The organism is Dyella sp., from assembly GCF_035277725.1.
In the GTDB taxonomy this organism is placed as follows: Bacteria; Pseudomonadota; Gammaproteobacteria; order Xanthomonadales; family Rhodanobacteraceae; genus Dyella_B.
Genome location: NZ_DATEJY010000192.1, coordinates 12,290 through 34,430, shown reverse-complemented (window position 1 = coordinate 34,430; position 22,141 = coordinate 12,290). Strand labels below are relative to the sequence as shown.

Annotated in this window: 25 protein-coding genes and 1 riboswitch; of the genes, 6 read left to right on the top strand and 19 right to left on the bottom strand. The window is 61.7% G+C overall.

Translation table 11 applies throughout. The features are described 5' to 3' along the window. Positions 1 to 165: 165 nt before the first annotated feature. On the bottom strand, positions 166 to 2,586 hold the full coding sequence (locus VJR68_RS16605) for a penicillin acylase family protein (protein ID WP_414647807.1): 2,421 nt from the start codon (positions 2,584 to 2,586) through the stop codon (positions 166 to 168). Next, positions 2,583 to 3,395: a phosphodiester glycosidase family protein gene (locus VJR68_RS16600; protein WP_414647806.1), complete on the bottom strand. Its 813-nt coding sequence runs from the start codon at positions 3,393 to 3,395 to the stop codon at positions 2,583 to 2,585. The genes VJR68_RS16605 and VJR68_RS16600 overlap by 4 nt, the downstream gene beginning before the upstream one ends. Positions 3,396 to 3,490: 95 nt before the next feature. Between VJR68_RS16600 and VJR68_RS16595 the strand changes: the two genes are divergently transcribed. From VJR68_RS16595 to VJR68_RS16585, 3 genes are read left to right on the top strand one after another with little or no spacing between them, the layout of a single operon-like run. Continuing rightward, positions 3,491 to 3,979 (top strand): 8-oxo-dGTP diphosphatase, encoded by a 489-nt coding sequence (locus VJR68_RS16595; protein ID WP_324149548.1) that lies wholly within the window; start codon positions 3,491 to 3,493, stop codon positions 3,977 to 3,979. Further along, positions 3,976 to 4,698, top strand: coding sequence for a methyltransferase domain-containing protein (locus tag VJR68_RS16590; protein WP_324149546.1), 723 nt, complete (start codon positions 3,976 to 3,978; stop codon positions 4,696 to 4,698). Before VJR68_RS16595 ends, VJR68_RS16590 begins: the two co-directional genes overlap by 4 nt. After that, positions 4,695 to 5,507, top strand: a complete 813-nt coding sequence (locus tag VJR68_RS16585; protein ID WP_324149544.1) for a glycosyltransferase family 2 protein — start codon at positions 4,695 to 4,697, stop codon at positions 5,505 to 5,507. Before VJR68_RS16590 ends, VJR68_RS16585 begins: the two co-directional genes overlap by 4 nt. Before the next feature lie 102 nt (positions 5,508 to 5,609). Here VJR68_RS16585 and VJR68_RS16580 read toward each other — a convergent pair whose 3' ends face one another. The 7 genes from VJR68_RS16580 to parC form a co-directional block, all read right to left on the bottom strand. Further along, positions 5,610 to 6,821, bottom strand: coding sequence for a beta-ketoacyl-[acyl-carrier-protein] synthase family protein (locus VJR68_RS16580; RefSeq protein ID WP_324149542.1), 1,212 nt, complete (start codon positions 6,819 to 6,821; stop codon positions 5,610 to 5,612). Positions 6,822 to 6,823: 2 nt separating this feature from the next. Further along, positions 6,824 to 7,072 (bottom strand): acyl carrier protein, encoded by a 249-nt coding sequence (locus tag VJR68_RS16575; RefSeq protein WP_324149541.1) that lies wholly within the window; start codon positions 7,070 to 7,072, stop codon positions 6,824 to 6,826. A 156-nt stretch (positions 7,073 to 7,228) separates the two neighbouring features. After that, the gene (locus tag VJR68_RS16570; RefSeq protein WP_324149539.1) at positions 7,229 to 7,672 is read right to left on the bottom strand and encodes a DMT family transporter; all 444 of its coding nucleotides are present in this window, start codon (positions 7,670 to 7,672) and stop codon (positions 7,229 to 7,231) included. Beyond that, the gene (locus VJR68_RS16565; RefSeq protein ID WP_324149537.1) at positions 7,669 to 8,028 is read right to left on the bottom strand and encodes a hypothetical protein; all 360 of its coding nucleotides are present in this window, start codon (positions 8,026 to 8,028) and stop codon (positions 7,669 to 7,671) included. The genes VJR68_RS16570 and VJR68_RS16565 overlap by 4 nt, the downstream gene beginning before the upstream one ends. 14 nt (positions 8,029 to 8,042) lie before the next feature. Continuing rightward, positions 8,043 to 8,882 (bottom strand): alpha/beta hydrolase, encoded by an 840-nt coding sequence (locus VJR68_RS16560; RefSeq protein ID WP_324149535.1) that lies wholly within the window; start codon positions 8,880 to 8,882, stop codon positions 8,043 to 8,045. A gap of 93 nt (positions 8,883 to 8,975) precedes the next feature. Continuing rightward, the gene (locus VJR68_RS16555) at positions 8,976 to 9,461 is read right to left on the bottom strand and encodes a hypothetical protein (RefSeq protein ID WP_324149533.1); all 486 of its coding nucleotides are present in this window, start codon (positions 9,459 to 9,461) and stop codon (positions 8,976 to 8,978) included. 177 nt (positions 9,462 to 9,638) lie between these two features. Beyond that, positions 9,639 to 11,879: a DNA topoisomerase IV subunit A gene (parC, locus tag VJR68_RS16550; protein ID WP_324149531.1), complete on the bottom strand. Its 2,241-nt coding sequence runs from the start codon at positions 11,877 to 11,879 to the stop codon at positions 9,639 to 9,641. A gap of 114 nt (positions 11,880 to 11,993) precedes the next feature. On the opposite strand from parC, the gene VJR68_RS16545 reads away from it, so the two are divergent. After that, the gene (locus VJR68_RS16545) at positions 11,994 to 12,455 is read left to right on the top strand and encodes a hypothetical protein (RefSeq protein WP_324149529.1); all 462 of its coding nucleotides are present in this window, start codon (positions 11,994 to 11,996) and stop codon (positions 12,453 to 12,455) included. Between the two features lie 80 nt (positions 12,456 to 12,535). Here VJR68_RS16545 and VJR68_RS16540 read toward each other — a convergent pair whose 3' ends face one another. The 10 genes from VJR68_RS16540 to VJR68_RS16495 all read right to left on the bottom strand — a co-directional run bounded on the left by VJR68_RS16540 (position 12,536) and on the right by VJR68_RS16495 (position 19,884). Beyond that, positions 12,536 to 13,423: a TraB/GumN family protein gene (locus VJR68_RS16540; protein WP_324149527.1), complete on the bottom strand. Its 888-nt coding sequence runs from the start codon at positions 13,421 to 13,423 to the stop codon at positions 12,536 to 12,538. Between the two features lie 8 nt (positions 13,424 to 13,431). After that, complete coding sequence (gene cfa / locus VJR68_RS16535) at positions 13,432 to 14,550, bottom strand: cyclopropane fatty acyl phospholipid synthase (protein WP_324149526.1); 1,119 nt, start codon at positions 14,548 to 14,550, stop codon at positions 13,432 to 13,434. Then, positions 14,547 to 14,909, bottom strand: coding sequence for a DUF190 domain-containing protein (locus VJR68_RS16530; RefSeq protein ID WP_324149524.1), 363 nt, complete (start codon positions 14,907 to 14,909; stop codon positions 14,547 to 14,549). Before VJR68_RS16530 ends, cfa begins: the two co-directional genes overlap by 4 nt. Positions 14,910 to 14,927: 18 nt before the next feature. Then, positions 14,928 to 15,314 carry a fluoride efflux transporter CrcB gene (crcB, locus tag VJR68_RS16525; RefSeq protein WP_324149523.1) on the bottom strand — a complete coding sequence of 129 codons (387 nt, stop codon included), beginning with the start codon at positions 15,312 to 15,314 and terminating at the stop codon, positions 14,928 to 14,930. A 29-nt stretch (positions 15,315 to 15,343) separates the two neighbouring features. Continuing rightward, positions 15,344 to 15,431, bottom strand: a riboswitch (Fluoride riboswitch). A 111-nt stretch (positions 15,432 to 15,542) separates the two neighbouring features. After that, entirely contained in the window at positions 15,543 to 16,700 is a 1,158-nt protein-coding gene (locus VJR68_RS16520; protein ID WP_324149520.1) for a glycosyltransferase family 9 protein, read from the bottom strand. Continuing rightward, on the bottom strand, positions 16,666 to 17,166 hold the full coding sequence (locus VJR68_RS16515) for a hypothetical protein (RefSeq protein WP_324149519.1): 501 nt from the start codon (positions 17,164 to 17,166) through the stop codon (positions 16,666 to 16,668). The genes VJR68_RS16520 and VJR68_RS16515 overlap by 35 nt, the downstream gene beginning before the upstream one ends. A gap of 165 nt (positions 17,167 to 17,331) precedes the next feature. Next, a complete protein-coding gene (gene minE / locus VJR68_RS16510; protein WP_324149517.1) occupies positions 17,332 to 17,607 on the bottom strand; it encodes a cell division topological specificity factor MinE in 276 nt (91 codons plus the stop codon). A 5-nt stretch (positions 17,608 to 17,612) separates the two neighbouring features. After that, positions 17,613 to 18,428 carry a septum site-determining protein MinD gene (gene minD, locus VJR68_RS16505; RefSeq protein WP_324149515.1) on the bottom strand — a complete coding sequence of 272 codons (816 nt, stop codon included), beginning with the start codon at positions 18,426 to 18,428 and terminating at the stop codon, positions 17,613 to 17,615. Positions 18,429 to 18,490: 62 nt separating this feature from the next. Continuing rightward, on the bottom strand, positions 18,491 to 19,264 hold the full coding sequence (gene minC / locus VJR68_RS16500; RefSeq protein ID WP_324149513.1) for a septum site-determining protein MinC: 774 nt from the start codon (positions 19,262 to 19,264) through the stop codon (positions 18,491 to 18,493). Next, the gene (locus tag VJR68_RS16495) at positions 19,261 to 19,884 is read right to left on the bottom strand and encodes a GNAT family N-acetyltransferase (protein WP_324149511.1); all 624 of its coding nucleotides are present in this window, start codon (positions 19,882 to 19,884) and stop codon (positions 19,261 to 19,263) included. The genes minC and VJR68_RS16495 overlap by 4 nt, the downstream gene beginning before the upstream one ends. A gap of 299 nt (positions 19,885 to 20,183) precedes the next feature. On the opposite strand from VJR68_RS16495, the gene VJR68_RS16490 reads away from it, so the two are divergent. Both VJR68_RS16490 and VJR68_RS16485 read left to right on the top strand, forming a co-directional pair. Beyond that, the gene (locus tag VJR68_RS16490; protein WP_324149509.1) at positions 20,184 to 21,407 is read left to right on the top strand and encodes a sensor histidine kinase; all 1,224 of its coding nucleotides are present in this window, start codon (positions 20,184 to 20,186) and stop codon (positions 21,405 to 21,407) included. A gap of 55 nt (positions 21,408 to 21,462) precedes the next feature. Further along, positions 21,463 to 22,104, top strand: coding sequence for a response regulator transcription factor (locus VJR68_RS16485; RefSeq protein ID WP_324149507.1), 642 nt, complete (start codon positions 21,463 to 21,465; stop codon positions 22,102 to 22,104). Positions 22,105 to 22,141 lie beyond the last annotated feature (37 nt).

The following is a 22,141-nucleotide window of genomic DNA, read 5'->3' as shown; positions in this document are numbered from 1 at the left end:
GAACTGGACCATCGACAGGCCTTCTTGAAACTGCACGGGGTTGATTGCCATGACGTCGTTCCTCGTTGGGAGGCGTCATCGTGTGCGCACAAGATCTCAAATCACGCGACTCGCGGCTGAGCGTCGGGGCTAATCAGGAAGTTGAAACAACGCCGCGTCACCACCTCACCGCGGCGACGGCTCCAGCACCAACGTGTACTTCGTCGCCCCCGGCAACAACGGCGTCGGACGTCCGTGTACCCAATCCTCATGACCGGCGCCGTAGAACGGCGACAGCGGGTTGTCGCTTTGTCCGCCCGGCATTTCCAGAATGCCGTCGGCTTCATGCCCTGGCGATACGTCCATGCGTTCGGATGCACCTTGTCCGGGGCGAGCCACGCGCGGCATGTTGTTATCACCGGGCAATTCGTCCTCCGGCATGTCCAGCCATTGGCCGATAAAGCCGGGCAGCGCGCGCGATAGCGGATGCCGGATGCTGGCGTGATTGATCTCGCCCCAGGTGCGCGCAGCAAGTCCACCGGGTTGCTTGCCTAGCGTGTCGACGACATTGCGCGCGGCTTGCAGCAGCAAGGCGCGCCAATCGTGATAAGCAGGGTCTAACAGTTGTGGAGGCTGTTGTTGGATCATCATCCACACGGCCGCTTCCTGATTGCCCGGACCGGGCCATTCGAAATCGGGAAAGCGTTGCTGCACGCGCGCGGCAAATGGCGCGAGCACCAGCTTGTGCACTTCATCGCGGAAGGCGTGCACCAGGCGGTAATCCACGCTGTCGGGTGCCGCCTCGTTGCGCCATGCGCTGGTGAGCTGGCGCAGCTGGCCGAGCACGGGATCGTGCGTGTCCGCCAGCGTGGTTTGCAGCAGGCGTTGCCAGCGGGCAAGGAACAGTGCGTGATCGTCAAGCTGGATATCCAGCAAATTGCCGGGACCGAAATCGGCGCGGCCGCGGAGGTCATCGCGAATTTGCTGTGCACGCGCACCGACATCGTGCCCGCCCTCGCCAAGCAATGCGTTTTCATCTCCCCCGACCGTGCGATTGTTGGCCGTCCATAGCCGTCCATCCGTAGGATCTTCGATGCGCGGGTATTGCGACGGCGCCGCCCAACCCGTCCAGCCCACGTTCGGTTGCGACCAATCCGCGGGACGTTGCGGATCGAAACCCGCGCGCAGCGGAATGCTGTTGCTGGCGATGGTCCAGCCGATATGGCCCGCACTGTCGGCCACCAGGAAGTTCTGCGGCGGCATGCCGAAACGTGTGGCCAGATCCAACGCGGCGGACATGGTGCTGGCGTGCTCGAGTTGCATCAAGGCCAGGTTGTAGGCGCGCGGCTGATCACCGATCCACGCGAGCGCGAGCGGCGTACCGTCAGTGTCCTTGGTGAGGATCGGTCCCCAGCGCGTGTCTTCCACATGCAGGCTGTGCGGTGCGGCGCCCTTGATGCCGATGATTTCATCGTGCGATTCGATCGCCGCCCAGCCTTCCGGGACTTTGTAGCGAGTGGGATCGTGCGGGTCGCGCTGGATGCGCACCCAATCCATCCAGTCGCCATAGCTGTTGGTGAAGCCCCAGGCGATCTGCCCGTTCGAGCCCACCACCAGCGCAGGTGTGCCGGGCAGCGTGACGCCGACCACGTCGCGCTCACCTTTGGGCGCCGTCGGATCGGGATAGCGCAGGCGTGCGCGGAACCAGATGTCCGGCACGCGCAAGCCCAGATGCATGTCGTTGGCAAGCATCGCCGTGCCCGAGCGCGAAATGTTGCCCGCCACCGCGAAGCTGTTGCTGCCGGGATAAAAGCGATCCACCGAGGGTATCGATGTTTCGGCCAATTTTGCCTCGCCAGGCTGTGCGCCGAGCTTGCGTAAATCGAACACGTCTGCGGCGGGAATAACCGGCGAGGGCGAGGCACCGCCTTGCAACGGTGCTTCCCAGTTCGAATCGGGCGAGATCAGAAAATCCACCAACGGATCGGGCAGCACGGCGCGCATGTCGGCAATGTGCTGTTCGCGCTCGTTGCGTCCATCGTCGTTGAGGTCCAGATACATCGCGGCGATCACCAGCATGGTGTCTTCCGAACGCCAGGGTTCCGGCCTGGCCTTCAGCAGCAGGTATTCCCAGGGCTTCTCGCGCAGATTCGAAAGTCCCGCGTTTACCCCGTCGCGATAGATATCCAGCATGTGCTTCTGCGCGGGCGTGAGCGCGGCATACGCGGCTTGCGCGACGGCGCGCAGGCGGTGGCGGCGATGATTGATATCCGTGTCGAGCGCGGCGGCGCCTACCAGTTCCGACAGCTCGCCGGCCGCAACACGGCGCATCAGGTCCATCGGAAAGAACCGTTCCTGTCCGTGTGCGTAACCCAGCGCGTAAGCCACGTCCTCACGCGATTGGCCGGTGATGGTGGTGGTGCCAAGTGCGTCGCGCTCAATGGTGACCGGATGCTGGAGCCCGGTGACCCGTTGCTGGCCATCCAGCTGTGCACGGCTGCCGGCCAGCAGCCACCAGCCGGCAGCGAACAGGCCGATCACCACGATAAGCAAAAGAACCAACAGCGTACGGAACCAACGGAATCGAGATCGCGTCGTCGTTGTCATTGTTCGGCAAACACCGCAAAGATGCCCGCATAGGGCTTGACCATGAAGGTGGGGGCGCCGGCGTAGCCGGTGCCGTCGATGTAGAACTGGGAGATGGTGCCGTCCAGATACAGCGCATCCTTGCAGTCGAGCTTGTCATGGAACAGTTGCGCGAAGGTGTGGAAATTCACCGGTGACTCGCTCACCGCGAACACCACCTGGTACGGCGTGCGTGCGCAAACGCCGCTGCGCCATTTGTTGCTGGTGGAGTCGTGCACGAACTGGTCGTTGATCTTGCCGTCGATCACCAGCATCGGCCCCGACTGCGTGGCCCAGTCCACCGGCTTGGCGTCGGCCTTGAAGTCGGCGCTGGTACGCACCGCGGCGTGGCCGTCCCGATAGATGGCGAACACGCCGTTGGGCTGGATCGAGAAATTGCCGGCGGCGGGGTTGCCGCGGTACAGATTCAATGGCACCAATGTCTTGCCGTTTTCTACGTACAGCCCCAGCGGCGCATAGGATTGATTGTAGATGCCCGCATTGGCCGCAAACATCAACCGTTTGCCGTTCGCCGCGCCCCATTCGCGCAGGCTCTGGATATCGCCGTAGGGCTGGCCGTCGTCGGGATTCTTCCAGTGCAGCGTCAATGCCTCGCGATGCAGATCCAGGCTCACTACGGTGAAGTCCTGGCCCTGGAATGTCACCTCGCGGCTTTCCATCGGCTGCAACTGATTGCCGCAGGCGGCCAGCAGCGCCGGCGCCGCCAGCAGGGCAAGCAGGCGGGATGACAGGCTGCGATGCAACCGTCGGGTGTGGGTGGACGAGCGCATCTGTGGATGGTCGCTGGCTGGGCGTGATGGATGCAAGAGCATCTACACAATGTCAGGGCGTAAACTTCAGCTTTGAGATCAGGAAAGGGATGCCCATGCCCTACACCCCCATCGTCGCCACGCTCGGTTACGTGCTGTCTCCAGACCGGCGCAAGGTCCTGATGATCCACCGCAACGCGCGGCCCGATGACCAGCACCTGGGCAAGTACAACGGCTTGGGCGGCAAGATGGAACCCGGCGAAGACATCGCCGCCTGCATGCGCCGTGAAATCCACGAGGAAGCCGGCATCGAATGCCAGACGATGCATTTGCGCGGCACGCTCAACTGGCCGGGCTTCGGCAAGCAGGGCGAGGACTGGCTGGGTTTCATCTTCGTCATCGACAGTTTCAGCGGCGAGCCGCTTACCCACAATCCCGAAGGCACGCTTGAGTGGATCGATATCGATCGCATCATGGAGCTGCCGATGTGGGAAGGCGATCGCCACTTCCTGCCACTGGTGTTCGACCGCGATCCGCGTCCTTTCCATGGCGTGATGCCGTATAAGGATGGGCGCATGCAATCGTGGACGTTCAGCCGACTATGAAGGAAGCACGCCTGAAATACGACACGGACAATCCGTTTATCAGCAGTCAGCAGGTTTCCATCGACTGGATTTACCGTTACGAGCCGGTGCTGGATTTTCTGCTGGAAAACCAGCTGACGAATTCAAAAATACTCGACTACGGCTGCGGCAACGTCGGCCTCGGCAGCGTTTTCTCGGGCGACTATTTCGGCATTGACCTTACGCCAATCACGCCCGAAGTACCCAATCTCAAGCCGATCAACGGCGTGCATCCTTTTTCGCTGCAAGACTCGTTTGACGTAGTCTGCGCGATGGATGTGATGGAGCATGTACCGGTCAACCTGCGCGAGGATTTCTTCGTGGCGATGCGCCGCATCGCGCGGCGCTACCTGATTCTCGCGTTTCCCACCGATGGCGCGGGCTACCAGTTCGATGTGGAGACGGCCACGTTTCTCAATCCGAGCGGCAGCCTGCCGGATTGGTTGCTGGAACATTTGGCCATGGATCATCCCAAGGTTGAATTCATTCTGGAGCTGGCCGGCAAACATGGATTTCAACTGATCAGGCACGTGAAAAATACGCACCGGCTCATGCACTACCTCGGATGCATGGGCCTGTTTGTGGGTGGTCGGATGAAGCTCAGATTCATGAACGACATCCACCACATCAATCGTCTTCATCAGGCAGAGAACGAGTTGGAGATGTATCGCTCCATCCTGTTTTTGGAGGCGAGCGCATGAAGTACTCCGTCGTCATCCCGACTTACAACATGGCGCAGTACTTAGTGACTGCGTTGCAAAGCGTGGCCAAAGCCGCGAACGGACATGAATCGGAGTTGGAAGTGGTGGTAGTGGACGATGCCTCCACGGACGATACGCAGCAGGTTTTGGCTGCATGCCGGCGCGATGCTGGTTTTGCGATGCATGTGTTTCAGCATCCTGCCAACCGTGGTTCTTCCGCCGCGAAGAACACCGGCATCGGGCATGCGCAAGGGGATTACGTATTGCTGCTGGATGCCGACAACACCATCGATGAAACCATTTTCAGCCACTTGAATGCGCAGATTGCATCCAAGCCCGAGACGGATATTTTCATCCTGGGCATGGGCCTTATCGGCGCCGATGGTGCGTCAACGGGGATTTTTTACCGGGATGTCGTGCAAGTAGACGTGGCGGCCAACCTGCTGCCAAGGTCGATTCCACTGTTGCATGACAACTTCATGGACAACTTCTCGCTAGTGAAGCGGTCCGTGCTGCTGGACAACCCGTTCGACGAGAATTTCGACTATCTGGAAGATTGGGATTTGTGGATCAGGATGAACTGGATCCGGCAGGCCCAGTTCCAGTTTGTCCCTGAGCTATTGGGCGGTTACCGCATCATGGATGATTCCAAGACACGCCAGTTGCGCAAGAACGACGCCAAAAACAAGCGGCAACTGATCCGGCTGTATTCGAAAATGCTGCTTTCCAGCGAGCCGATGGGTTTGTCGCCGCAGTGGGTGCAGCAGGTGACGCAGCATGTGCGTCAGCTGTGCTCCTCATTGATCTGAACGGGATACGCGCAGGTTGGGGTGAGCGTATGCGAACCCCAACGTTGCCGATGCGTGTGGATCATGTTGGGGTTCGGCTACGCCTCACCCCAACCTACGGCGCTACGGCTTGCGTAGCGCTACTACCGCATTGAGGCCGCCAAACGCAAACGAATTGCTCAGCGCCGCACGCACATTCATGGCGCGTGCTTCGTGCGGCACGTAATCAAGGTCGCAAGCTGGATCAGGGCCAAGGTAGTTAAGCGTCGGCGGTACGATTCCGTCGCGCAAAGCGCCAAGTACGGCGATCATTTCGAGTGCGCCGGCTGCGCCCAATGCGTGACCGTGCATCGGCTTGGTGGACGTTACCGCCAGGCGAGGCGCATGCTCGCCGAAGACGTTGTGAATGGCGCGTGTTTCGGTGGAGTCGTTGGCGGCCGTGCCGGTGCCATGCGCGTTGATGTAGTCGACATCTGCCGGTTGCATGCCTGCATCTTGCAAGGCCAGGCGCATCGCTGTGGCAGCACCGACCTCGGAAGGCGCGGCGATATCGCCTGCGTCAGCGCTCATGCCGACGCCGGCCAGCTCCGCCAGAATGGTGGCGCCGCGTGCTTGCGCGCTCTCAAGCGTTTCCAGCACGAAGATTCCGGAACCTTCGCCCAGCACCATGCCGCGGCGCTTGGCGCTGAAAGGACGACACGTATCGGGTGCCATCACGCGCATGGCTTCCCACGCACGCAGCACACCGAGCGTAATGCAGGCTTCCGTTCCGCCGGCGATCGCCGCGTCCACCAGGCCGGCGCGTATCATCATCGCGGCCTGCGCAAACGCGTGGTTGGATGACGCACACGCGCTGGACACGACAAAGGTGGGCCCGGTAATGCCGTGCACCATGCTGATATGGCTGGCCGGCGCGTTGCTCATGATGCGCACGATGCCGAGCGGATGGAAACGGCTGGCCTGCTCGGCGTAAAGCTGCCGATACAGCCCCTCACGGGTTTCCTCGCCGGCCGAGCCGACGCCAACCACGATCGCCGTGCGCGCCGCGCGTTCGCCGCGGAAATCCAGGCCCGATTGACGGATGGCTTCACCGGCCGCCACTAATGCGTACTGGCTCAGCGGATCGAGGAACGGTACGCGTGCTTCATCGATGTATTTGAGCGGATCGAAATCGCTGATTTCCGCCGCAATCGCATTGTTGCGCAGGTATTTGGCTTCGATGTGATGCACGGGACCGATGCCGCTGCGGCCCTCGGCCATGGCTTGCCAGATATCGGAAGTATTGTGGCCGAGCGCGCAAATGCCGCCCATGCCTGTAATGACGATGCGACGCATGCTCAACCGGTTTTCTGTGCGAGCTGGCGTTCCACTGCTTCGATCAGGTGGCCGACGGTGCCGCTTTCGAAATCGACTTCCTCGTTGGGAAGGTTGATGTTGAAGTGTTCTTCGATGTCGAAGATCACTTCGATGGCGTCCAGCGAAGCCACGCCGAGATCTTTCAAGGTCGACTCGAGCTTGATGGCGCCGATGTCGATCTTTGCCTGCTTGCTGATGATCTCGAAAACTTCTTGTTGCACGTTGCTCATGAAATGTCCCCAGTAATCCCCTGACTGCAAGCCTGACGAAGAGCGTGCGCCTTGTCCATAAAAGCAGGAGCGTAATTTCTTGAGCGCGGCCACAGCATAACTCGCATCGGCGATATCGTCGCGTGGATTAGCTAAACCTTGCAGTACGAGAATGGCTCAGTAACCGGTTGTCGCACCGGGCATATTGGTGCTGGGCGCGCCATGCACCGGCTGCGCGCCGCTTTCGGCAAAGGCCAGGCACACGATGCCCAGCACGATGACGCCCGCGCCGAGCATTCGCATCGGCGTGAGCGCATCGTGGAATAGCCACGCAGACGCCAGCATCACGCTGACGACATCCAGATGCGAGGCGGCGAAGGCCGGCCCGATCGGCGCATGCTTGAGCAGGCTCATCCAGGTGAAGAAGTTGCCGACGTAGCCGATCAGTGCGATGTAGATCCACGGGTGCCCGACGATGCGCAACACCCATGCCCAGCTCGCTTCCGGCGGAAACGCATGCGTGCCGGTCAATTTGAAACTCACTTGCACGAGGGTGTCGAACACCAGCAGCAGGGCGAAGCCGCCGAGATAGAAGCGCCAGGTGCGCAGCGTGGTGCTCATCCAGCCGCTCCCACGATCGCCACGCCGGTACTGACAAGCAGGATGCCGGCGACACGCAACGGCGTGAGTTTTTCGCGATACAGCAAGCGGCCGCCGATCATGATCGCGACCATGTTGATGGATGCCAGCAGCATGCCCTTGGAAAGCTCGACCAGCGACAGGAAGGCGATCCACGAAGCAAGATGCAGCGCGTATGCAGAGAGCCCCAGCCACAGCCAGGGGCGGCCGGCCATATGGCGCCAGCGCGCGGCGCCGTCACCGGCATCGGGATCGCTGGCTGCGGCCTTGAAGGCGAGCTGGCCGCAGGTATCCAGCGTCACGTTGACCAACCACAGCGTGGCGACGAGAGGGGGCAAGTGGGCAGCCTGTATTAGGCGACGGCGAGCGCGCTGGGCTTACAGCTCGCGGCCACCTGGGAGAAGAAATCGGCGGAGCGATCAATCAGCACGCGGCGTTCGCGATCGATGGTGATCATGTGATAGCTGTCTTCCAGCAACAGCATGTCCACTGGACCCGATACCGAGCGCGCCACCAGGTGCGCGTTTTCCAGGCTGGCCACATCGTCCTCGGTGGCGTGTGCGATCAGGCAGGGTGCCGTCACCTTGGGCAGCTCGCTCCGGACCACCGCGGCCATGTTGTACATCTCGGCCAATGAGGGCCAAGGATTGCCGGGCAAGCCCGCTGCCGCACTGTCGCCGCCCAGCATCAGGCCGCTGATCTGCGCGCGCAGGCGTTCGTCGCGCAGGCCGTAGGGTTCGTTTTCATGCACCATGCGGTGCTTGCCGATCCCGAAGCGATGCAGCAACGGCAACATGAAGGAGAATCGGCCGTACCACGGAATCGCCCAGCCGTCGTAGCGGAAGGTGGCGCCGTATACCCCCACGCCGCGCACCCATTCGGGGCGCTCTGCAGCGAGCTTGAGCGCAAGGATCGCGCCCATCGACAGGCCTGCAACGAACAGATGGTCCACTTCGTCCCGGAACGTTTCTGCCGCTGCCTCCACGCTGGCGTACCAGTCCTTCCAGCCGGTGGCTAGCAGATCCTGCACGTTGCCGCAGTGGCCGGCCAGTTGCATGCCGTAGACGCTGAAGCCGGCGCGATTCAGGCCCTTGCCCACCAGGCGCATCTCGGTGGGCGTGCCGGTAAGGCCATGGATGAGAAGCACGCCACAACGGCCACCTTCGAAGCGGAATTCGACGTTTTGAATCACTAAGGGCTCGACTGCAGGCGAAAGGGCGGAATGGCCTTGCAGTGTGTGGGGAGCGGCTTTCCACCTGCTTTCACAGATGGGTCACTCGACCTGTTAGTGCCCGTTTAGACCGCCAAATCGGCTCACGCCGATGGAAATGCCGACAGAGCCGGTGGGATGGTCGCAACTGCCGGTGTTCTTCACCACGCTGACCGCGCCCGATTGATAGGTACCAGTGCCGATATGGCTGCCGCTGACCACGCCCATGCCGAGATCGCCGTGCACCTGCGGCTTGGTGTAGGTGGAGTCGTCGCACACCGGCACGGCCGCTTCGTGGTTGCCCCTTACACCGCTGGTGTCGCCGTAGTAAACGCCGGGGGCGGGGCTGGTGGCGGCCGGATGGCCGTTTACCGTGACGCCGCCTTTGCCGGCGGCGGAACTGGATGAGGCCGGTTGCGAGGCGGAAGAGCCGGATGCCGGATAGCCCTGGTAGCCGCCGGCGGGCAGCTTCAGGTTCAACGAGGGATGGCTGCCCGTCTGCGCCCACGCAGCGGCGGTCAGGAGAGTGGCGGCGAGGGCGGCGACGGCGCGGCGTTTCATGAAGAAGGTGCTCCGGAGTTCATCACGGACATAACGCGCGGCAATGGTTTGCCGTGCACATGGTCGTTCGACGACTTGCGGGCGAATGAAGTTCCTTCAAGTAGGTTGGGGTGCGAACCCCAACATTGCCATCTCCCATGCATCGCAACGTTGGGGTTCGCACCCCAACCTACGGTGTTAACCGCTTGTCTCGATTCGCTCCACCCGCCGCAAGCCACGCGGCAGTACGTTGCCACGCGTGGCGCGATTGCCGCCGTACTCGACCAGATCGGCCCAGCGCAGGGTGAGCTTGCGTTGGCCGGCATACAGCGTGACTTCGCCTTTGCCTTCAGTGACCACGGCAATGCCGGCCACGCGTTCGTCGCCACTGCCGAGCTTGGCCTTCGGAATCTCGATCAGCTTGTTGCCTTTGCCCTTGTCGAGTTCCGGCAGTTCGGCCACCGAGAACATCAGCAAGTGACCATCCGTAGTGGCGACGACGATGCGGTCGCGCGCCGGATCGGCACTGACTTGCGGCGCCAGCACGCGTGCGCCATCACCCAGCGTGATGATCTGCTTGCCAGCCTTGTTGCGCCCGGTGAGCGCCTCGAAACGGGTGACGAAGCCGTAGCCGAAGTCGGTGGCAAGAATCAGGCGCGTGTCGTTGTCACCAGCGGCGATGGCATCGAAACGTGCGCCGCCGGGTGGCGTGAAGCGGCCAGTGAGCGGCTCGCCGTTGCCGCGCGCAGAAGGCAGCGTATGCGCCGGCGTGGAATAGCTGCGGCCGGTGGAATCGATCACCGCGATTTGCTGCGTGGTGCGCGCTTTTACCGTGGCGAGCAGGCTGTCGCCTTCGCGATACGACAAACCTTCCGCATCGACGTCATGGCCCTTCGCCGCGCGAATCCAACCCTTCTGGCTCAACACCACGGTGACCGGTTCACTGGCGACCAGTGCGCTTTCGTCCAGCGCCTGCGCGGCTTCGCGCTCGATCAGCGGCGAGCGGCGGTCGTCGCCGTACTTGGCCGCGTCCGCGCGCAGTTCTTCCTTGATCAAACCCTTGAGCTTGGCCGGCGATTTCAGCAGCACGTTGATCTTGGCGCGTTCTTCCTCAAGCTGGTCGCGCTCGGCGTTGATCTTCATTTCTTCCAGGCGCGCCAGCTGGCGCAACCGGGTTTCGAGAATATAGTCAGTCTGTTCCTCGCTGAGCTTGAATCGCGCCATCAGCACCGGCTTGGGCTCGTCCTCGGTGCGGACGATGCGGATCACCTCATCCAAATTGAGGTAGGCAATGCGCAAGCCCTCCAGCAAATGCAGGCGGCGTTCGACCTTGGCCAAGCGATGATTGAGGCGGCGCGTGACGGTATCGACGCGGAAACTCAGCCATTCGGTAAGGATGCGCTTGAGATTCTTTACCTGCGGCCGGAGGTCCAGGCCGATCATGTTGAGATTGACGCGGAAGCTCTTTTCCAGGTCGGTGGTGGCGAACAGGTGCTGCATCACCTCGTCAACGTCCACGCGGTTGGAACGCGGCACGATGACCAGGCGGATCGGATCTTCGTGATCGGATTCATCGCGCAGGTCTTCGATCATCGGCAGTTTTTTCGCGCGCATCTGCGCGGCGATCTGCTCAAGGATTTTCGATGGGCTGACTTGGTGCGGCAGCGCGGTGATCACGATGTTGCCGTCTTCCTGCGTGTATACGGCGCGTGCGCGAATCGAGCCGGTACCGGTCTGGTACATCTGCATCAGCTCATTGCGCGGCGTGATGATTTCCGCCTTGGTCGGGTAGTCCGGACCGCGCACGTATTCGCACAAATCGGCGACGGTGGCGTCCGGATCATCCAGCAGGCGAATGCACGCGCTGGCGATTTCGCGCAAGTTGTGGGGCGGGATGTCCGTGGCCATGCCCACGGCGATGCCCATTGATCCGTTCAACAGCACGTGCGGCAGGCGTGCAGGCAGCCAGCTCGGTTCTTCCAGCGTGCCGTCGAAGTTCGGCACCCAATCCACGGTGCCCTGGCCGAGTTCCGCCAGCAGCACTTCGGCCAGTGGATTGAGCTTGGATTCGGTGTAACGCATCGCCGCGAAGCTTTTCGGATCGTCGGGCGAACCGAAGTTGCCCTGGCCGTCGATCAGCGGATAGCGATACGAGAACGGCTGCGCCATCAGCACCATCGCCTCGTAGCAGGCGCTGTCGCCGTGCGGATGGAACTTGCCGATCACGTCGCCGACGGTACGCGCGGATTTCTTCGGCTTGGCGGTAGCGGCCAGGCCAAGCTCGCTCATCGCGTAGATGATGCGCCGCTGCACGGGCTTGAGGCCGTCGCCCACGTAGGGCAGGGCGCGGTCCAGCACCACGTACATGGAGTAATCGAGATACGCCCGCTCGGCGTATTCCTTGAGCGGGATCTGTTCGTAATTGGCTTGCAGGGTCATGGAGATAACTGCCAGGGGCGACGCCGGGATGGCGGCCTACTACAACCCTGAGATGGTGCCAGATGCCGAGGCGCTTGGGCTAGAATCATCCGATCGTTTCCGTCCGGGTGACTCATGCGCTATCTACGCTCCGCTGCCGTGCTCATGGCTTGCACGTTTATGGCTGGCTGCGCGCATTTTGCGGGCCGGCATCCGTTGCTGGGCTACAAGGACAAGGATCACGCCAAAGCGGATACCGCGCTGGTGGTATGCGGCCAGCCCTCGCAGTACATCTGCGGTATCACCGGCGTGAACCAGGTCGCCACCTGGGAGAAATTCAACGGCGGCAAGACACCCTGGGTGCGCGTGTTGCCTGGCAAGCAGGTGATCAAGCTCACGCTGTCCAATTCGAAGCTGCTCAACCGCCAGCAGGTCACCATCGACAACGTCGAAGCAGGGCATGTGTATCGCATCGACGTCGGCTACGACGGCAAGATGCTCACGGCGGATTACAAGGACCTGGGCAAGATGGATTCCTACACCATCCACATGCCGCGCTTCCCGCTGCAGCCGAAGGCGATCACGGCGTCGTTCTGACGTGTGTAGGTTGGGGTGCGAACCCCAACATTGCGATGCATGGAAAACGACGATGTTGGGGTTCGCACCCCAACCTACGGTCAATCCTGCTGTGCGGTAACGCCGATCTTCGCCAGCTGCGCCTGCACGCTGTCCGGGCCGGCCAGATGCGCCGCGCCCACGGCCACGAACACGGTGGTACCAGGCTGCCTCAACAGATCCTTGATCTTGGCCGCCCAGTTCTGATTCCGCTGCACCAAGAGTTTTTGATAAAGCGCGGGCTCCTGCGTTTTCAGCTCGTCGTTCTCGAGCTTGGCGATGGCAGCGACATTGCCATTCTTCCAAGCATCGACCAGCGAAAGCAGTTCTTCCTTGTCCTTTTCGACGTCGCGCAAGGTGTCGCGGAGAAAAGCGATCTGCAGCAAATCCGACAGGTCGGCGAGAAAACGAATCTGCTGCTCCGCGGTTTCCAGGCCATGCACCGGTTTGCCGGCGCGCATCATTTGCGCCTGCAATTGCTTGTCCACGCCAGCGGCAGGATCAAGCCCGGCTTTCATCAAGGGCGCGACGGTCAGCGTCAGCGCTGCCAACCACGGCTTCATCGGCTGCAGCGCGGTGGTGCCGCCAGGCAATCCGGCCACCTGCGCGGCTTTCGCCAAGGCGGCGTTGTCGCTTTCATTGAGCAACGAAGAAAGCGGATGCTCGGTATCCATGCCATAGCGCAGCACCAAGGCGGTCATGGTGCCTTGATCGTCGTCGGTCAGTTCGATGTATAGCGACTGGCTTTTTGAAAGCGCCTGGTCCAGCGCGGGGAAATGCCAATCCGTATCGTTCGGCAGCAAATGCACGGTGCCGAACAGATACACCGTGCTGTCGCCGAGTTTTGCCTGCCATAGCGCAGGGTGCGCGACGGCGTTGCCGCACAGTAGAAACAGCAGCGAGAACAGCACCAGCAAGCGTCGATGGCAGGTCATATGAGAGATGGTCATGGAAGGACTCAGCGCGGAACGCGATAACCGCCGGGTACGCCGTACGGACTCAAGGTAAGTTGCCACAGCTGATCGCGGCGGCTGCGGAACACGGCAGTGGATACGGATAAATAGAAACGCCACATGCGGCGGAAGCGCTCATCGTAGCGGCTGGAAAGCGCAGGCCATGCCGCGTCGAAATTCGCGCGCCACGCCGTCAACGTGTGATCGTAGTCCGCACCGAAGTTGTGCCAGTCTTCCACCACGAACAAGCCTTCCAGTGCCGCAGCCACTTGGCTGGCGGCCGGAATCATGGAGTTGGGGAAGATGTATTTTTCGATCCACGGATCGGTTTGTCCCGGCGCCTGATTGGTGCCGATGCAATGCAGAAGGAACAAACCATCGTCCTTCAGGCAGCGGCGTGAGACCTCGAAATATTCGCGGTAATTCTTGCCGCCCACGTGTTCGAACATGCCGATCGACATGATGGCATCGAATGGCTCGTCGACGTCGCGGTAATCCTGCAAGCGGATTTCGATCGGCAAGCCCTGGCACAACTCACGTGCCAGTTCAGCCTGCTCGTTGGACACCGTAATGCCGACGCCTTCCACGCCGTAACGTTCCGCTGCAAATTTCAGCGCCTCGCCCCAGCCGCAGCCAATATCGAGCACGCGCATGCCGGGCTTCAGCTGCAGCTTGCGGCAGATCAGGTCGAGCTTGGCTTCCTGTGCGTCGTCCAGGTTGTTGGCGTTGGCCCAGTAGCCGCAGGAATACATCATGTACTTGCCAAGCATGGCCCTGAACAAGTCATTGCCGCGGTCGTAATGCGCCTTGCCGATCTCGAACGCATGCTGGCCGCGCTGCATATTGATGAAGCGTGCCTTCAGATGCGCGATCAGCGTATCGAGGGTCTTGAGGTGTTCATCCAGATGACTGCACAGAATCATGGTGAACAGGCCGGGAAGATCATCCGCATCCCACCAGCCATCCATGTAGGCTTCACCCAGCCCCAGTGAGCCGTGGGCGAAAACGCGTGCGTAGAGTTGTTCGTCGTGAACGTGTAAATCGGTGGGAGCAGGACCATTGATTTGCACGCCGGCCAGTTCGAGCAGTTCAGCGGCGCGTTGGCGCAATGAATCTTGACTCATGCCTCTGGGTCCTTGCCAAGGATGCCGAAATGTACCGGCGACCACGCATACACCAGATCAACGCCGGCTTCCCGCACCAGGCGCAACAAGGTTTGCGCATTGGCTTCACTGAGCAGGAATTCCACTTTCAGCGGCAAGTCGTCGGCGAGTTCGAAGAACGCTTCATGGTGCAGTACGCCATGCCGGCCAAAGCCCGCCGTGGCGCGGAACACCGAGCCGCCACCGAGCTGGTTGCGCTTGGCCAGTTCCAGCAGCCATTCGGACATCAAGAGGCCATCGTGCCTGGCGTGCACGTGCGTGTAAAAGCGCAGGAAGATGCCGTTGGCCGGGGTATGACGAAATGAGACATCGATGCTCATGACGTTGCCGACTCCGTATCAGTGACGCAACAGACCGCGCGTCAGGAAAATGCCCAGGATCGTCATGCTCAGGCTGCCGATCAGATGCACCGCGACATGGATGCCAAACCATAGCAGCTGCCCGCGCAGCAGCAAGGTGTTCGCTTCGGCTGAAAAAGTGGAGAAGGTGGTGAGGCCGCCGAGAAAGCCGGTCATCACGAACAGCCGCACTTCCGGCGGCAACGTCTGGAAGTGCTCAATGAGGCCCATCATGCAACCCATGATCAGGGCGCCGGTGAGATTGGCTGCCAGGGTGCCCAAGGGCACGGTAATGAACACCGGATTGAGCAGGACGCCAAGCATCCAGCGCATCCAGCATCCGATGGCGCCGCCAAGACCGACGGCAAGAAAACCACTCCAACTCATACTGTGTCGTCTCCCATGGGTAGAGGCTCGGCAACACAGGCATCATCAACCAGGTGGTGGTTCGTTCCGCGGGACATGTCCCCAAGGAACGGGAGGCATGCCATCTCCCTCATGGCCGGCATCCTAGCCGACGAGCGGGGACGTGGGTAGGCGGGGATACGTAGGTTGGGGTGCGAACCCCAACATCGCCATGTCGATCAGCCACCATGTTGGGGTTCGCACCCCAACCTACGGATTCAACTCCGGCATGGCGGCGATGGTGCGTGCCACCTCTTCGGGCTGCTTGCCCGCGGCCGGGACCACATGACGGTTCGGCCCATACGGCCCCCATTCGGCCGCATTGGTAACGGTGAAGATGCCCATGGTAGGCACATCCGAGGCGCAAGCCAGGTGCATCACGCCGCAGTCGGCGCTGATATAGACGTCCAAACCGGATAGCACGCACGCGAGTTTGCGCAGGTCCGTGGAGTAATACGCGGGGTAGCGCGAGCCCAGCATCGACTCGCCCGAGTGTGGCAGGATCTCCACGAAGCGATGCTCAGGATGCGCCGCCTCCAGCTCCTGCATGAAGCGCGTCCACCACGCATCGCCCAGCAGCTTGTCGCCAGTGGCATTGCCGAAGATGCCGATGATGCCGCGTCCCGTCGTGGTGATGCCGCAGGCGGCTAGCGAGCGCATCAGTGCTGTTTTGCCTTGTGCACGCTCGCCGGCGCTGAGGCGAATGTCCGGCACCGGATAGTCGGCGGTTACATCGCGCTGCATGGCATGACGCAAGAGATAGACCGGTCGTTGTCCCTTGCTTTGCAGATGTTCCGGCAGTGGCACGGCATGGGTGATTTCGCCGTGTTTCTTCGGGCTGCTGAAGCCGAGCGTGTACGTGGAGTTCGACAGCAGCGTCAGCAGGCGGCCGGTTTGCGACAAGGGGTCCGCATCGATCGCCAAGTCATAGCGAATCTTGCGCATGCGTCGCAACGTGCCGAAGAACTCGAACGGATGCCCCACGCCATGCGCGGGCAGCCGGAAGATGCGCTGCACGTTGAAGAAATGGCCATAGACCGTCTTGGCGATCGGGCTGCGCGTAAGGATGTCGATTTCCGCCGCGGGGTAGACCTTTTCCAACTCTGACAGCAGCGGTGTCAGCAGTAGCGTGTTGCCCAGGCTATGGCTTACATGGCACACCAGGATGCGATACATGCCCTTCGCCGGCAGCGGTTCCGAAGTGGGCTGCCCGTGGCTGCCGAACACCGTGCGCATCAACCGGCGCGCGACGCGGCGGCGAAAATTGTTGATCGGATCGTAGTAGCGCGTGTTCTTCAGCACGGTGAGCTTCGCAGCAATCAGGCGTCGCGCACTATACCGGTTCGCCAGCCTGGTTAAGCAGGCCATGCTCGATCAGCCAGGTTCTTGCGTTCTCGGCATCGTGGTCGAACCACGCGCGGGCTGAGCCGAGCCGGAAGGTATAACCCCAGGCATCCATGTCGGCCATGATGCGGTCGCGCCCTGCGCCAGGGAGTACGTCGCCCAGCACGATCTGCAGGTAGCAGACGGCGTCTTCTTCCTCGATCGAATCGGTAGCGTCAGTGTGGACCTCGCCACGGCGCTCCGCTGGCAGCACGATCAGGTGGCCGGCTTCGTGCAGCACCGAGTGCACCGGTGTATCGCCACGTGCGTAAACGGTGTGGCCGATGATGCCGGCTTCGTCGTCGCCCCAGAAGCTGCCGGGGATGGCTTCGCCGTCGGCAACCAGTGCGAGGGTCAGGCCGTGGTGGGTGAGCAGGGATTCGACGGCGGTGCGGTCGATGTCGGCGAGGCGGAGAACGGATGACGGCACGTGGTTTCCGTTGGTTGCCATGAAAAGCGCGTGTTCTCTCTGATCCGTCGCCCCGGCGAAGGCCGGAGCCCAGTGTCTTTGCTCTGGATACACCCCAACAAAGTCGCTGGGCCCCGGCCTTCGCCGTGGCGACGGATCAGAAGGCACAGTGGCGATCCTCTCCCGGCGGGGCAGGGAAGTGATGCATCAAGTCGCCGGATTCCCCGCCGGCTTGCCATCCGGCAACGCCACCGACAGTTCCAGCACTTCATGCCCACTGTCACGCTCGACATTGATGTTGATTGCATCCAGGTCGACGTTGACGTACTTCTTGATGACTTCGAGCAGTTCGTTGCGCAACAGCGGCAGATAATCCGGGGCGCCACGGGTGGAGCGCTCCTGCGCCACGATGATGCGCAGGCGTTCCTTCGCCACGACAGCGGTCGGTTCGGGTTTGCGCTTTAGAAAATCGAGAATGCCCATGGCGCTCAACCTCCGAACACGCGCTGGAAGAAGCCCTTCTTGGGTGCATCGAGAAAGCGCATCGGGCGGGTTTCGCCGAGCAGGCGGGCGACGGTGTCGCGGTAGGCATGGCCGGCGTTGGAGTTTTCGTCCAGGATCACCGGCACGCCGGAGTTGGAGGCAGCCAGCACGTTTTCCGATTCCGGAATCACGCCGATCACGCTGATGCCGAGAATTTCTTCCACGTCTTTCACGCTGAGCATTTCACCTTGTTCGACGCGCGCGGGGTTGTAGCGCGTCAATAGCAGGTGCTGGGTGACGGTACCGTCGCCGCGTTCGGCGCGGCGGGTCTTGCTGGCGAGCAGGCCCAGGATGCGATCGGAGTCGCGTACCGACGACACTTCCGGGTTTACCACCACCATGGCGTGGTCGGCGAAGTACATCGCCAGGTGCGCGCCTTTCTCGATGCCGGCGGGCGAATCGCAGATGACGTAGTCGAAGCCGTCTTTGCCCAGCTCGTCGAGCACTTTCTCCACGCCTTCCTGCGTGAGCGCGTCTTTGTCGCGCGTCTGGCTAGCGGCGAGTACGTAGAGGTTTTCGTGGCGCTTGTCCTTGATCAGCGCCTGCTTGATGGAGGCTTCGCCCTGGATCACGTTGACGAAGTCGTATACCACGCGGCGCTCGCAGCCCATGATCAGGTCCAGGTTGCGCAGGCCGACGTCGAAGTCGATCACGGCCACTTTTTTGCCGCTCATCGCCAGGCCCGTGGCAAGCGACGCGCTGGTGGTGGTCTTGCCCACGCCGCCCTTGCCGGACGTCACAACGATAATCTCAGCACTCAAGGCTCATCTCCGAAAAATATGTTCTTCTAATAAGTTGTGCTCTGAATGAATCAGGGCATCGATTACTTCAGCGGTGCAATCAGCAGTTTTTCGCCGTCGAGCCAGCATTGCACGGACTGGCCTTCCAGGTCTTTCGGTATCTGCTCGAACACGCGGTAGTGGCCGGCGATGGCGACCAGCTCCGCGCGGAAGTCCGAGATGAAAATACGCGCTTTCGTATCGCCTTGCGCACCGGCCATCGCGCGGCCCTTCAGGCTGCCGTAAACATGGATGCTGCCGTCGGCGATCACTTCGGCGGCGTTGGCGATGGTGCCGACCACGATCAGGTCGCGATCGCGCGCATAGACCTGCTGTCCGGAGCGCACGGTGCCATCGTGACGCTGCGCACCCACTGAACCGGTCGGCTCGGCGAGCACAGGTTCGCGTATGGGCGCCGGTGCCGGCGCGGGCGCTGCAGCGGACGGGGTAGGCGGCGCAATGCTGCCGCCGTCGGTGGGTTCATACGCGGCGCGAAACTTGGCGATCAACGGCAGGCCCATGCGCTGCGCCAGCGCTTCGGTAGCGCTGGTGCCGTAGGCGAGGCCGACCGGCAACATGCCCGCGCTGCGCACGGCTTCCAGCAAAGCATCGACAGTTCCGTCGTCCGGCAGGTTGAGCAGATGGCTTAGATCCAACACTACCGCCGCGCGTGAAAACAGCTGCGGCGCGGAGCGCACACGGCGTTCCAGTTCTTCGCAGAGGGCTGCCGCATCAGGCCGCCGGATACGTACACAGGCAATACCGACCTGCCCGAAACGCAGATCGCAGGCTTCAGAAATATCCATTTTTGCATTCATGTACGCCGCTCTCCGGCGAGGCGGCGCGCTTGGGAGTCTTGGTTAGCCAAGGGGACATCGCGACCCGCCAACCAGGAAACGTCCGGCAGGCCGTCATGTTCCAGGTAGGTGTCACGCACGTAGGTGTAGCTGGGCAGGTCCTTGGCGAGCAGGCTCACCTGGGGGCCGCGTTCGCCCATGCGCTGCTGGCCCACTTCCTGGAAGCCGTAGGTGCCATGGAACAGCACAACGACATCGTCGGCCGGCTCCAGGAACACTTCACAGGTCAGCAGTGGCACCCGCACTTCGGCGTAGCTGTTCACGTCGCAATAGAAAATGCGGCCCAGGCCATGGCGGCGGTAGGCATTGGCGATCACGATGCGATCGATGTAGACGAACGACGGGTAGTGCTCGCCGAACCACAGGTAGTTGGGGCTGACGTAGTCGCGGCCGTCGCGCAGGGCGATCAGGAAGCCGGCGAGATGGCCGTCGATTTCGGCCACGCGGAAGTAGTCGGCCTGTTCGTAGAAGTAGCGCAACCGTTCGGCGTCCAGGGCGAGGATGGAGCGACCGGCAGTGTTGTTGAGTGCCAGGACGGCATCCAGGTCGTGCTCGCGCACGTCGCGGATGGCAAGGGCCATTCGTTGCTCCGCATTAAGTAGTGGCTAGTCAAGACCGACTGACGGCCCAGCTGTGGGATGCTCTGACCCATTTTGCGCAGGTGTCACCTGCGCAAAATGGGTCAGAGCATCCCTGGGCATTATGGCATGCGACTTCGGGCGGCACATCCCGTATTGCGGCATGAACCGGCATGTAAAAGCTTTGTAAAACCGAAGGCTAGTATGGGCGGGTCAAGGCGCCAGGGCCGGGCCGGGGCGGTTACGATGGCGCATGACTTCCCGCGCATTCCGTCGCGGTGTGGCGGTCCTATGATGCGGGTATGGCGATGACCAACTTCAACCACATTCGGCTGCTGCGTATCACGGGATTGATCGCGTATCTGTGCGACGGCACGCCGTTGTTCACCAGTTGGGCAACCGAGCGGCTGGATCTACTGCAACGGCCTAATTTCTCGTTGCTTTTATGGACGCTGTCGTACCTGTTGTTCGGTGTCCTGTATCTGCTGATCACCAACAATCTTGGTGCCCGCAGCCACATCTGGACGCGGTTGATCGGGCTGCTGCTGCTCACCGCTACCGCGGTGATGGTGGGATGGTACAGCCATAGTGGTCTGTCAGCGGCACTGTTGGTGGTCGTGGCGGTAGTGCTGCCCTGGCTGGTGCCGTTTTGGGCGGGCGTGGCCTGGATAGTGCTGCAACTGATCAGTATGGCGGCGGTGTTTTCGACGTTCGCCGAACTCAAGCACAGCATTTTGCTGGGCACGCTGCAGGCGTGCATCTATACCGCTTTCGCCGTGATTGGTTTCGTGGCCTCGCTGGTGGCAGTTCAACTGGCGGAAGAACGCGAGGCACAAAGGCGACTCAACTCCGAATTGCGCGCCACCCGTGCACTGCTCGCCGAATCTACCCGCATCGCCGAGCGCATGCGCATCGCGCGCGAGCTGCACGATGTAATCGGCCATCACCTCACCGCACTCAGCCTCAATCTGGAAGTGGCCAGCCATCTGAGCAACGAATCGGCATCCGTGCACGTGCGCAAGGCGCAAAGCACGGCGCGCTTGCTGCTGGCTGACGTGCGCGAAGCGGTCAGCGAACTGCGCCAGGACGATGCGATCGACCTGACCCAGGCCCTGCAAAGCCTGATCGACGGCGTGCCGAGCCTGCAGGTGCATCTGACCATCCCGCCGCGCTTCAGCGTGGAAGATCCGCGCCGCGCCCAGGTGCTGTTGCGCTGTGTGCAGGAAATCATCACCAACACCGCCCGCCATGCCGGTGCCCGCAACCTGTGGCTCACCTTCACGTATGAGGACGAGACCCTGCTCAGCCTGTGCGCGCGAGACGATGGCCGCGGCGCCAGCGGCATCACGCCGGGCAACGGGCTCTCTGGCATGCGCGAGCGCCTGGCTGAATTTGGCGGCAACGTCACCATGGAGAGTGGGGTAGGGCAGGGTTTTGCGCTCAGCATCCGTCTTCCACTAGGCGAACCTTCGGTGCTGGCCCACACACCGTCCCGGTTCGAGCCCCCTGCATTGAGCCTTACTTGATGACTTGCCAGAATTTCATAAGACCGACAAGTCGTTTCTGCTGCGAGGACCCGCAATGATTTCCGTTTGTCTTGTCGACGACCAGAACCTGGTGCGCCAGGGTGTGCGCTCACTGCTTGATCTGGCCGAGGACATTCGCGTAGTGGCCGAGTGCGCCGATGGCGTGCAGGCCGTGCAAGATATTCCGCGCATCAAGCCCGACGTGGTGCTGCTGGACCTGCGCATGCCCAACATGAGCGGCCTGGAAGTGCTGCAGGCGCTGTCGGCGCGCAATGAGTTGCCGCCCACCATCATCCTCACCACCTTCGATGACGACCAGCTCGTGCTGCAGGGCCTGAAGGCCGGTGCGCGCGGCTATCTGCTGAAAGACGTCTCGCTGGAGCAACTGGTGGAAGCCGTGCGCACCGTCGCGCATGGCGGTTCGCTGGTCGCGCCGATGGTCACCCAGCGCCTGCTGGCCGGTGTAGGCCGCATCCACAACCAGTTCACGAGCCTGGAACAGCCCGATCCACTGACCGAGCGCGAGACGGAGATCCTGCGCCTGCTATCCGGCGGCTACAGCAATAAGGAAATTGCCAATTCGCTCAAGGTGGCCGAGGGCACGGTGAAAAACCACGTATCCAACATTCTTTCCAAGCTCGGCGTGCGTGATCGAACCCGTGCAGTACTCAAGGCATTGGAACTGGGTATCGTCTGATCGTCCGGTAGCTTTAGGCCGTCGGAAAATGCTGCTT

Bases quoted from the DNA above. Each gene is read 5' to 3' on its own strand.
- VJR68_RS16605 (WP_414647807.1), bottom strand. From the start codon at position 2,586: ATGACAACGACGACGCGATCTCGATTCCGTTGGTTCCGTACGCTGTTG.
- VJR68_RS16570 (WP_324149539.1), bottom strand. From the start codon at position 7,672: ATGAGCACCACGCTGCGCACCTGGCGCTTCTATCTCGGCGGCTTCGCC.
- crcB (WP_324149523.1), bottom strand. From the start codon at position 15,314: ATGAGTTGGAGTGGTTTTCTTGCCGTCGGTCTTGGCGGCGCCATCGGA.
- VJR68_RS16490 (WP_324149509.1), top strand. From the start codon at position 20,184: ATGGCGATGACCAACTTCAACCACATTCGGCTGCTGCGTATCACGGGA.
- VJR68_RS16485 (WP_324149507.1), top strand. From the start codon at position 21,463: ATGATTTCCGTTTGTCTTGTCGACGACCAGAACCTGGTGCGCCAGGGT.
- VJR68_RS16495 (WP_324149511.1), bottom strand. From the start codon at position 19,884: ATGGCCCTTGCCATCCGCGACGTGCGCGAGCACGACCTGGATGCCGTC.
- VJR68_RS16600 (WP_414647806.1), bottom strand. From the start codon at position 3,395: ATGCGCTCGTCCACCCACACCCGACGGTTGCATCGCAGCCTGTCATCC.
- VJR68_RS16520 (WP_324149520.1), bottom strand. From the start codon at position 16,700: ATGGCCTGCTTAACCAGGCTGGCGAACCGGTATAGTGCGCGACGCCTG.
- VJR68_RS16530 (WP_324149524.1), bottom strand. From the start codon at position 14,909: ATGAGCATCGATGTCTCATTTCGTCATACCCCGGCCAACGGCATCTTC.
- VJR68_RS16515 (WP_324149519.1), bottom strand. From the start codon at position 17,166: ATGGCAACCAACGGAAACCACGTGCCGTCATCCGTTCTCCGCCTCGCC.
- VJR68_RS16555 (WP_324149533.1), bottom strand. From the start codon at position 9,461: ATGAAACGCCGCGCCGTCGCCGCCCTCGCCGCCACTCTCCTGACCGCC.
- VJR68_RS16585 (WP_324149544.1), top strand. From the start codon at position 4,695: ATGAAGTACTCCGTCGTCATCCCGACTTACAACATGGCGCAGTACTTA.
- minE (WP_324149517.1), bottom strand. From the start codon at position 17,607: ATGGGCATTCTCGATTTTCTAAAGCGCAAACCCGAACCGACCGCTGTC.
- VJR68_RS16545 (WP_324149529.1), top strand. From the start codon at position 11,994: ATGCGCTATCTACGCTCCGCTGCCGTGCTCATGGCTTGCACGTTTATG.
- VJR68_RS16580 (WP_324149542.1), bottom strand. From the start codon at position 6,821: ATGCGTCGCATCGTCATTACAGGCATGGGCGGCATTTGCGCGCTCGGC.
- parC (WP_324149531.1), bottom strand. From the start codon at position 11,879: ATGACCCTGCAAGCCAATTACGAACAGATCCCGCTCAAGGAATACGCC.
- minC (WP_324149513.1), bottom strand. From the start codon at position 19,264: ATGAATGCAAAAATGGATATTTCTGAAGCCTGCGATCTGCGTTTCGGG.
- cfa (WP_324149526.1), bottom strand. From the start codon at position 14,550: ATGAGTCAAGATTCATTGCGCCAACGCGCCGCTGAACTGCTCGAACTG.
- VJR68_RS16540 (WP_324149527.1), bottom strand. From the start codon at position 13,423: ATGACCATCTCTCATATGACCTGCCATCGACGCTTGCTGGTGCTGTTC.
- VJR68_RS16590 (WP_324149546.1), top strand. From the start codon at position 3,976: ATGAAGGAAGCACGCCTGAAATACGACACGGACAATCCGTTTATCAGC.
- VJR68_RS16575 (WP_324149541.1), bottom strand. From the start codon at position 7,072: ATGAGCAACGTGCAACAAGAAGTTTTCGAGATCATCAGCAAGCAGGCA.
- VJR68_RS16595 (WP_324149548.1), top strand. From the start codon at position 3,491: ATGCCCTACACCCCCATCGTCGCCACGCTCGGTTACGTGCTGTCTCCA.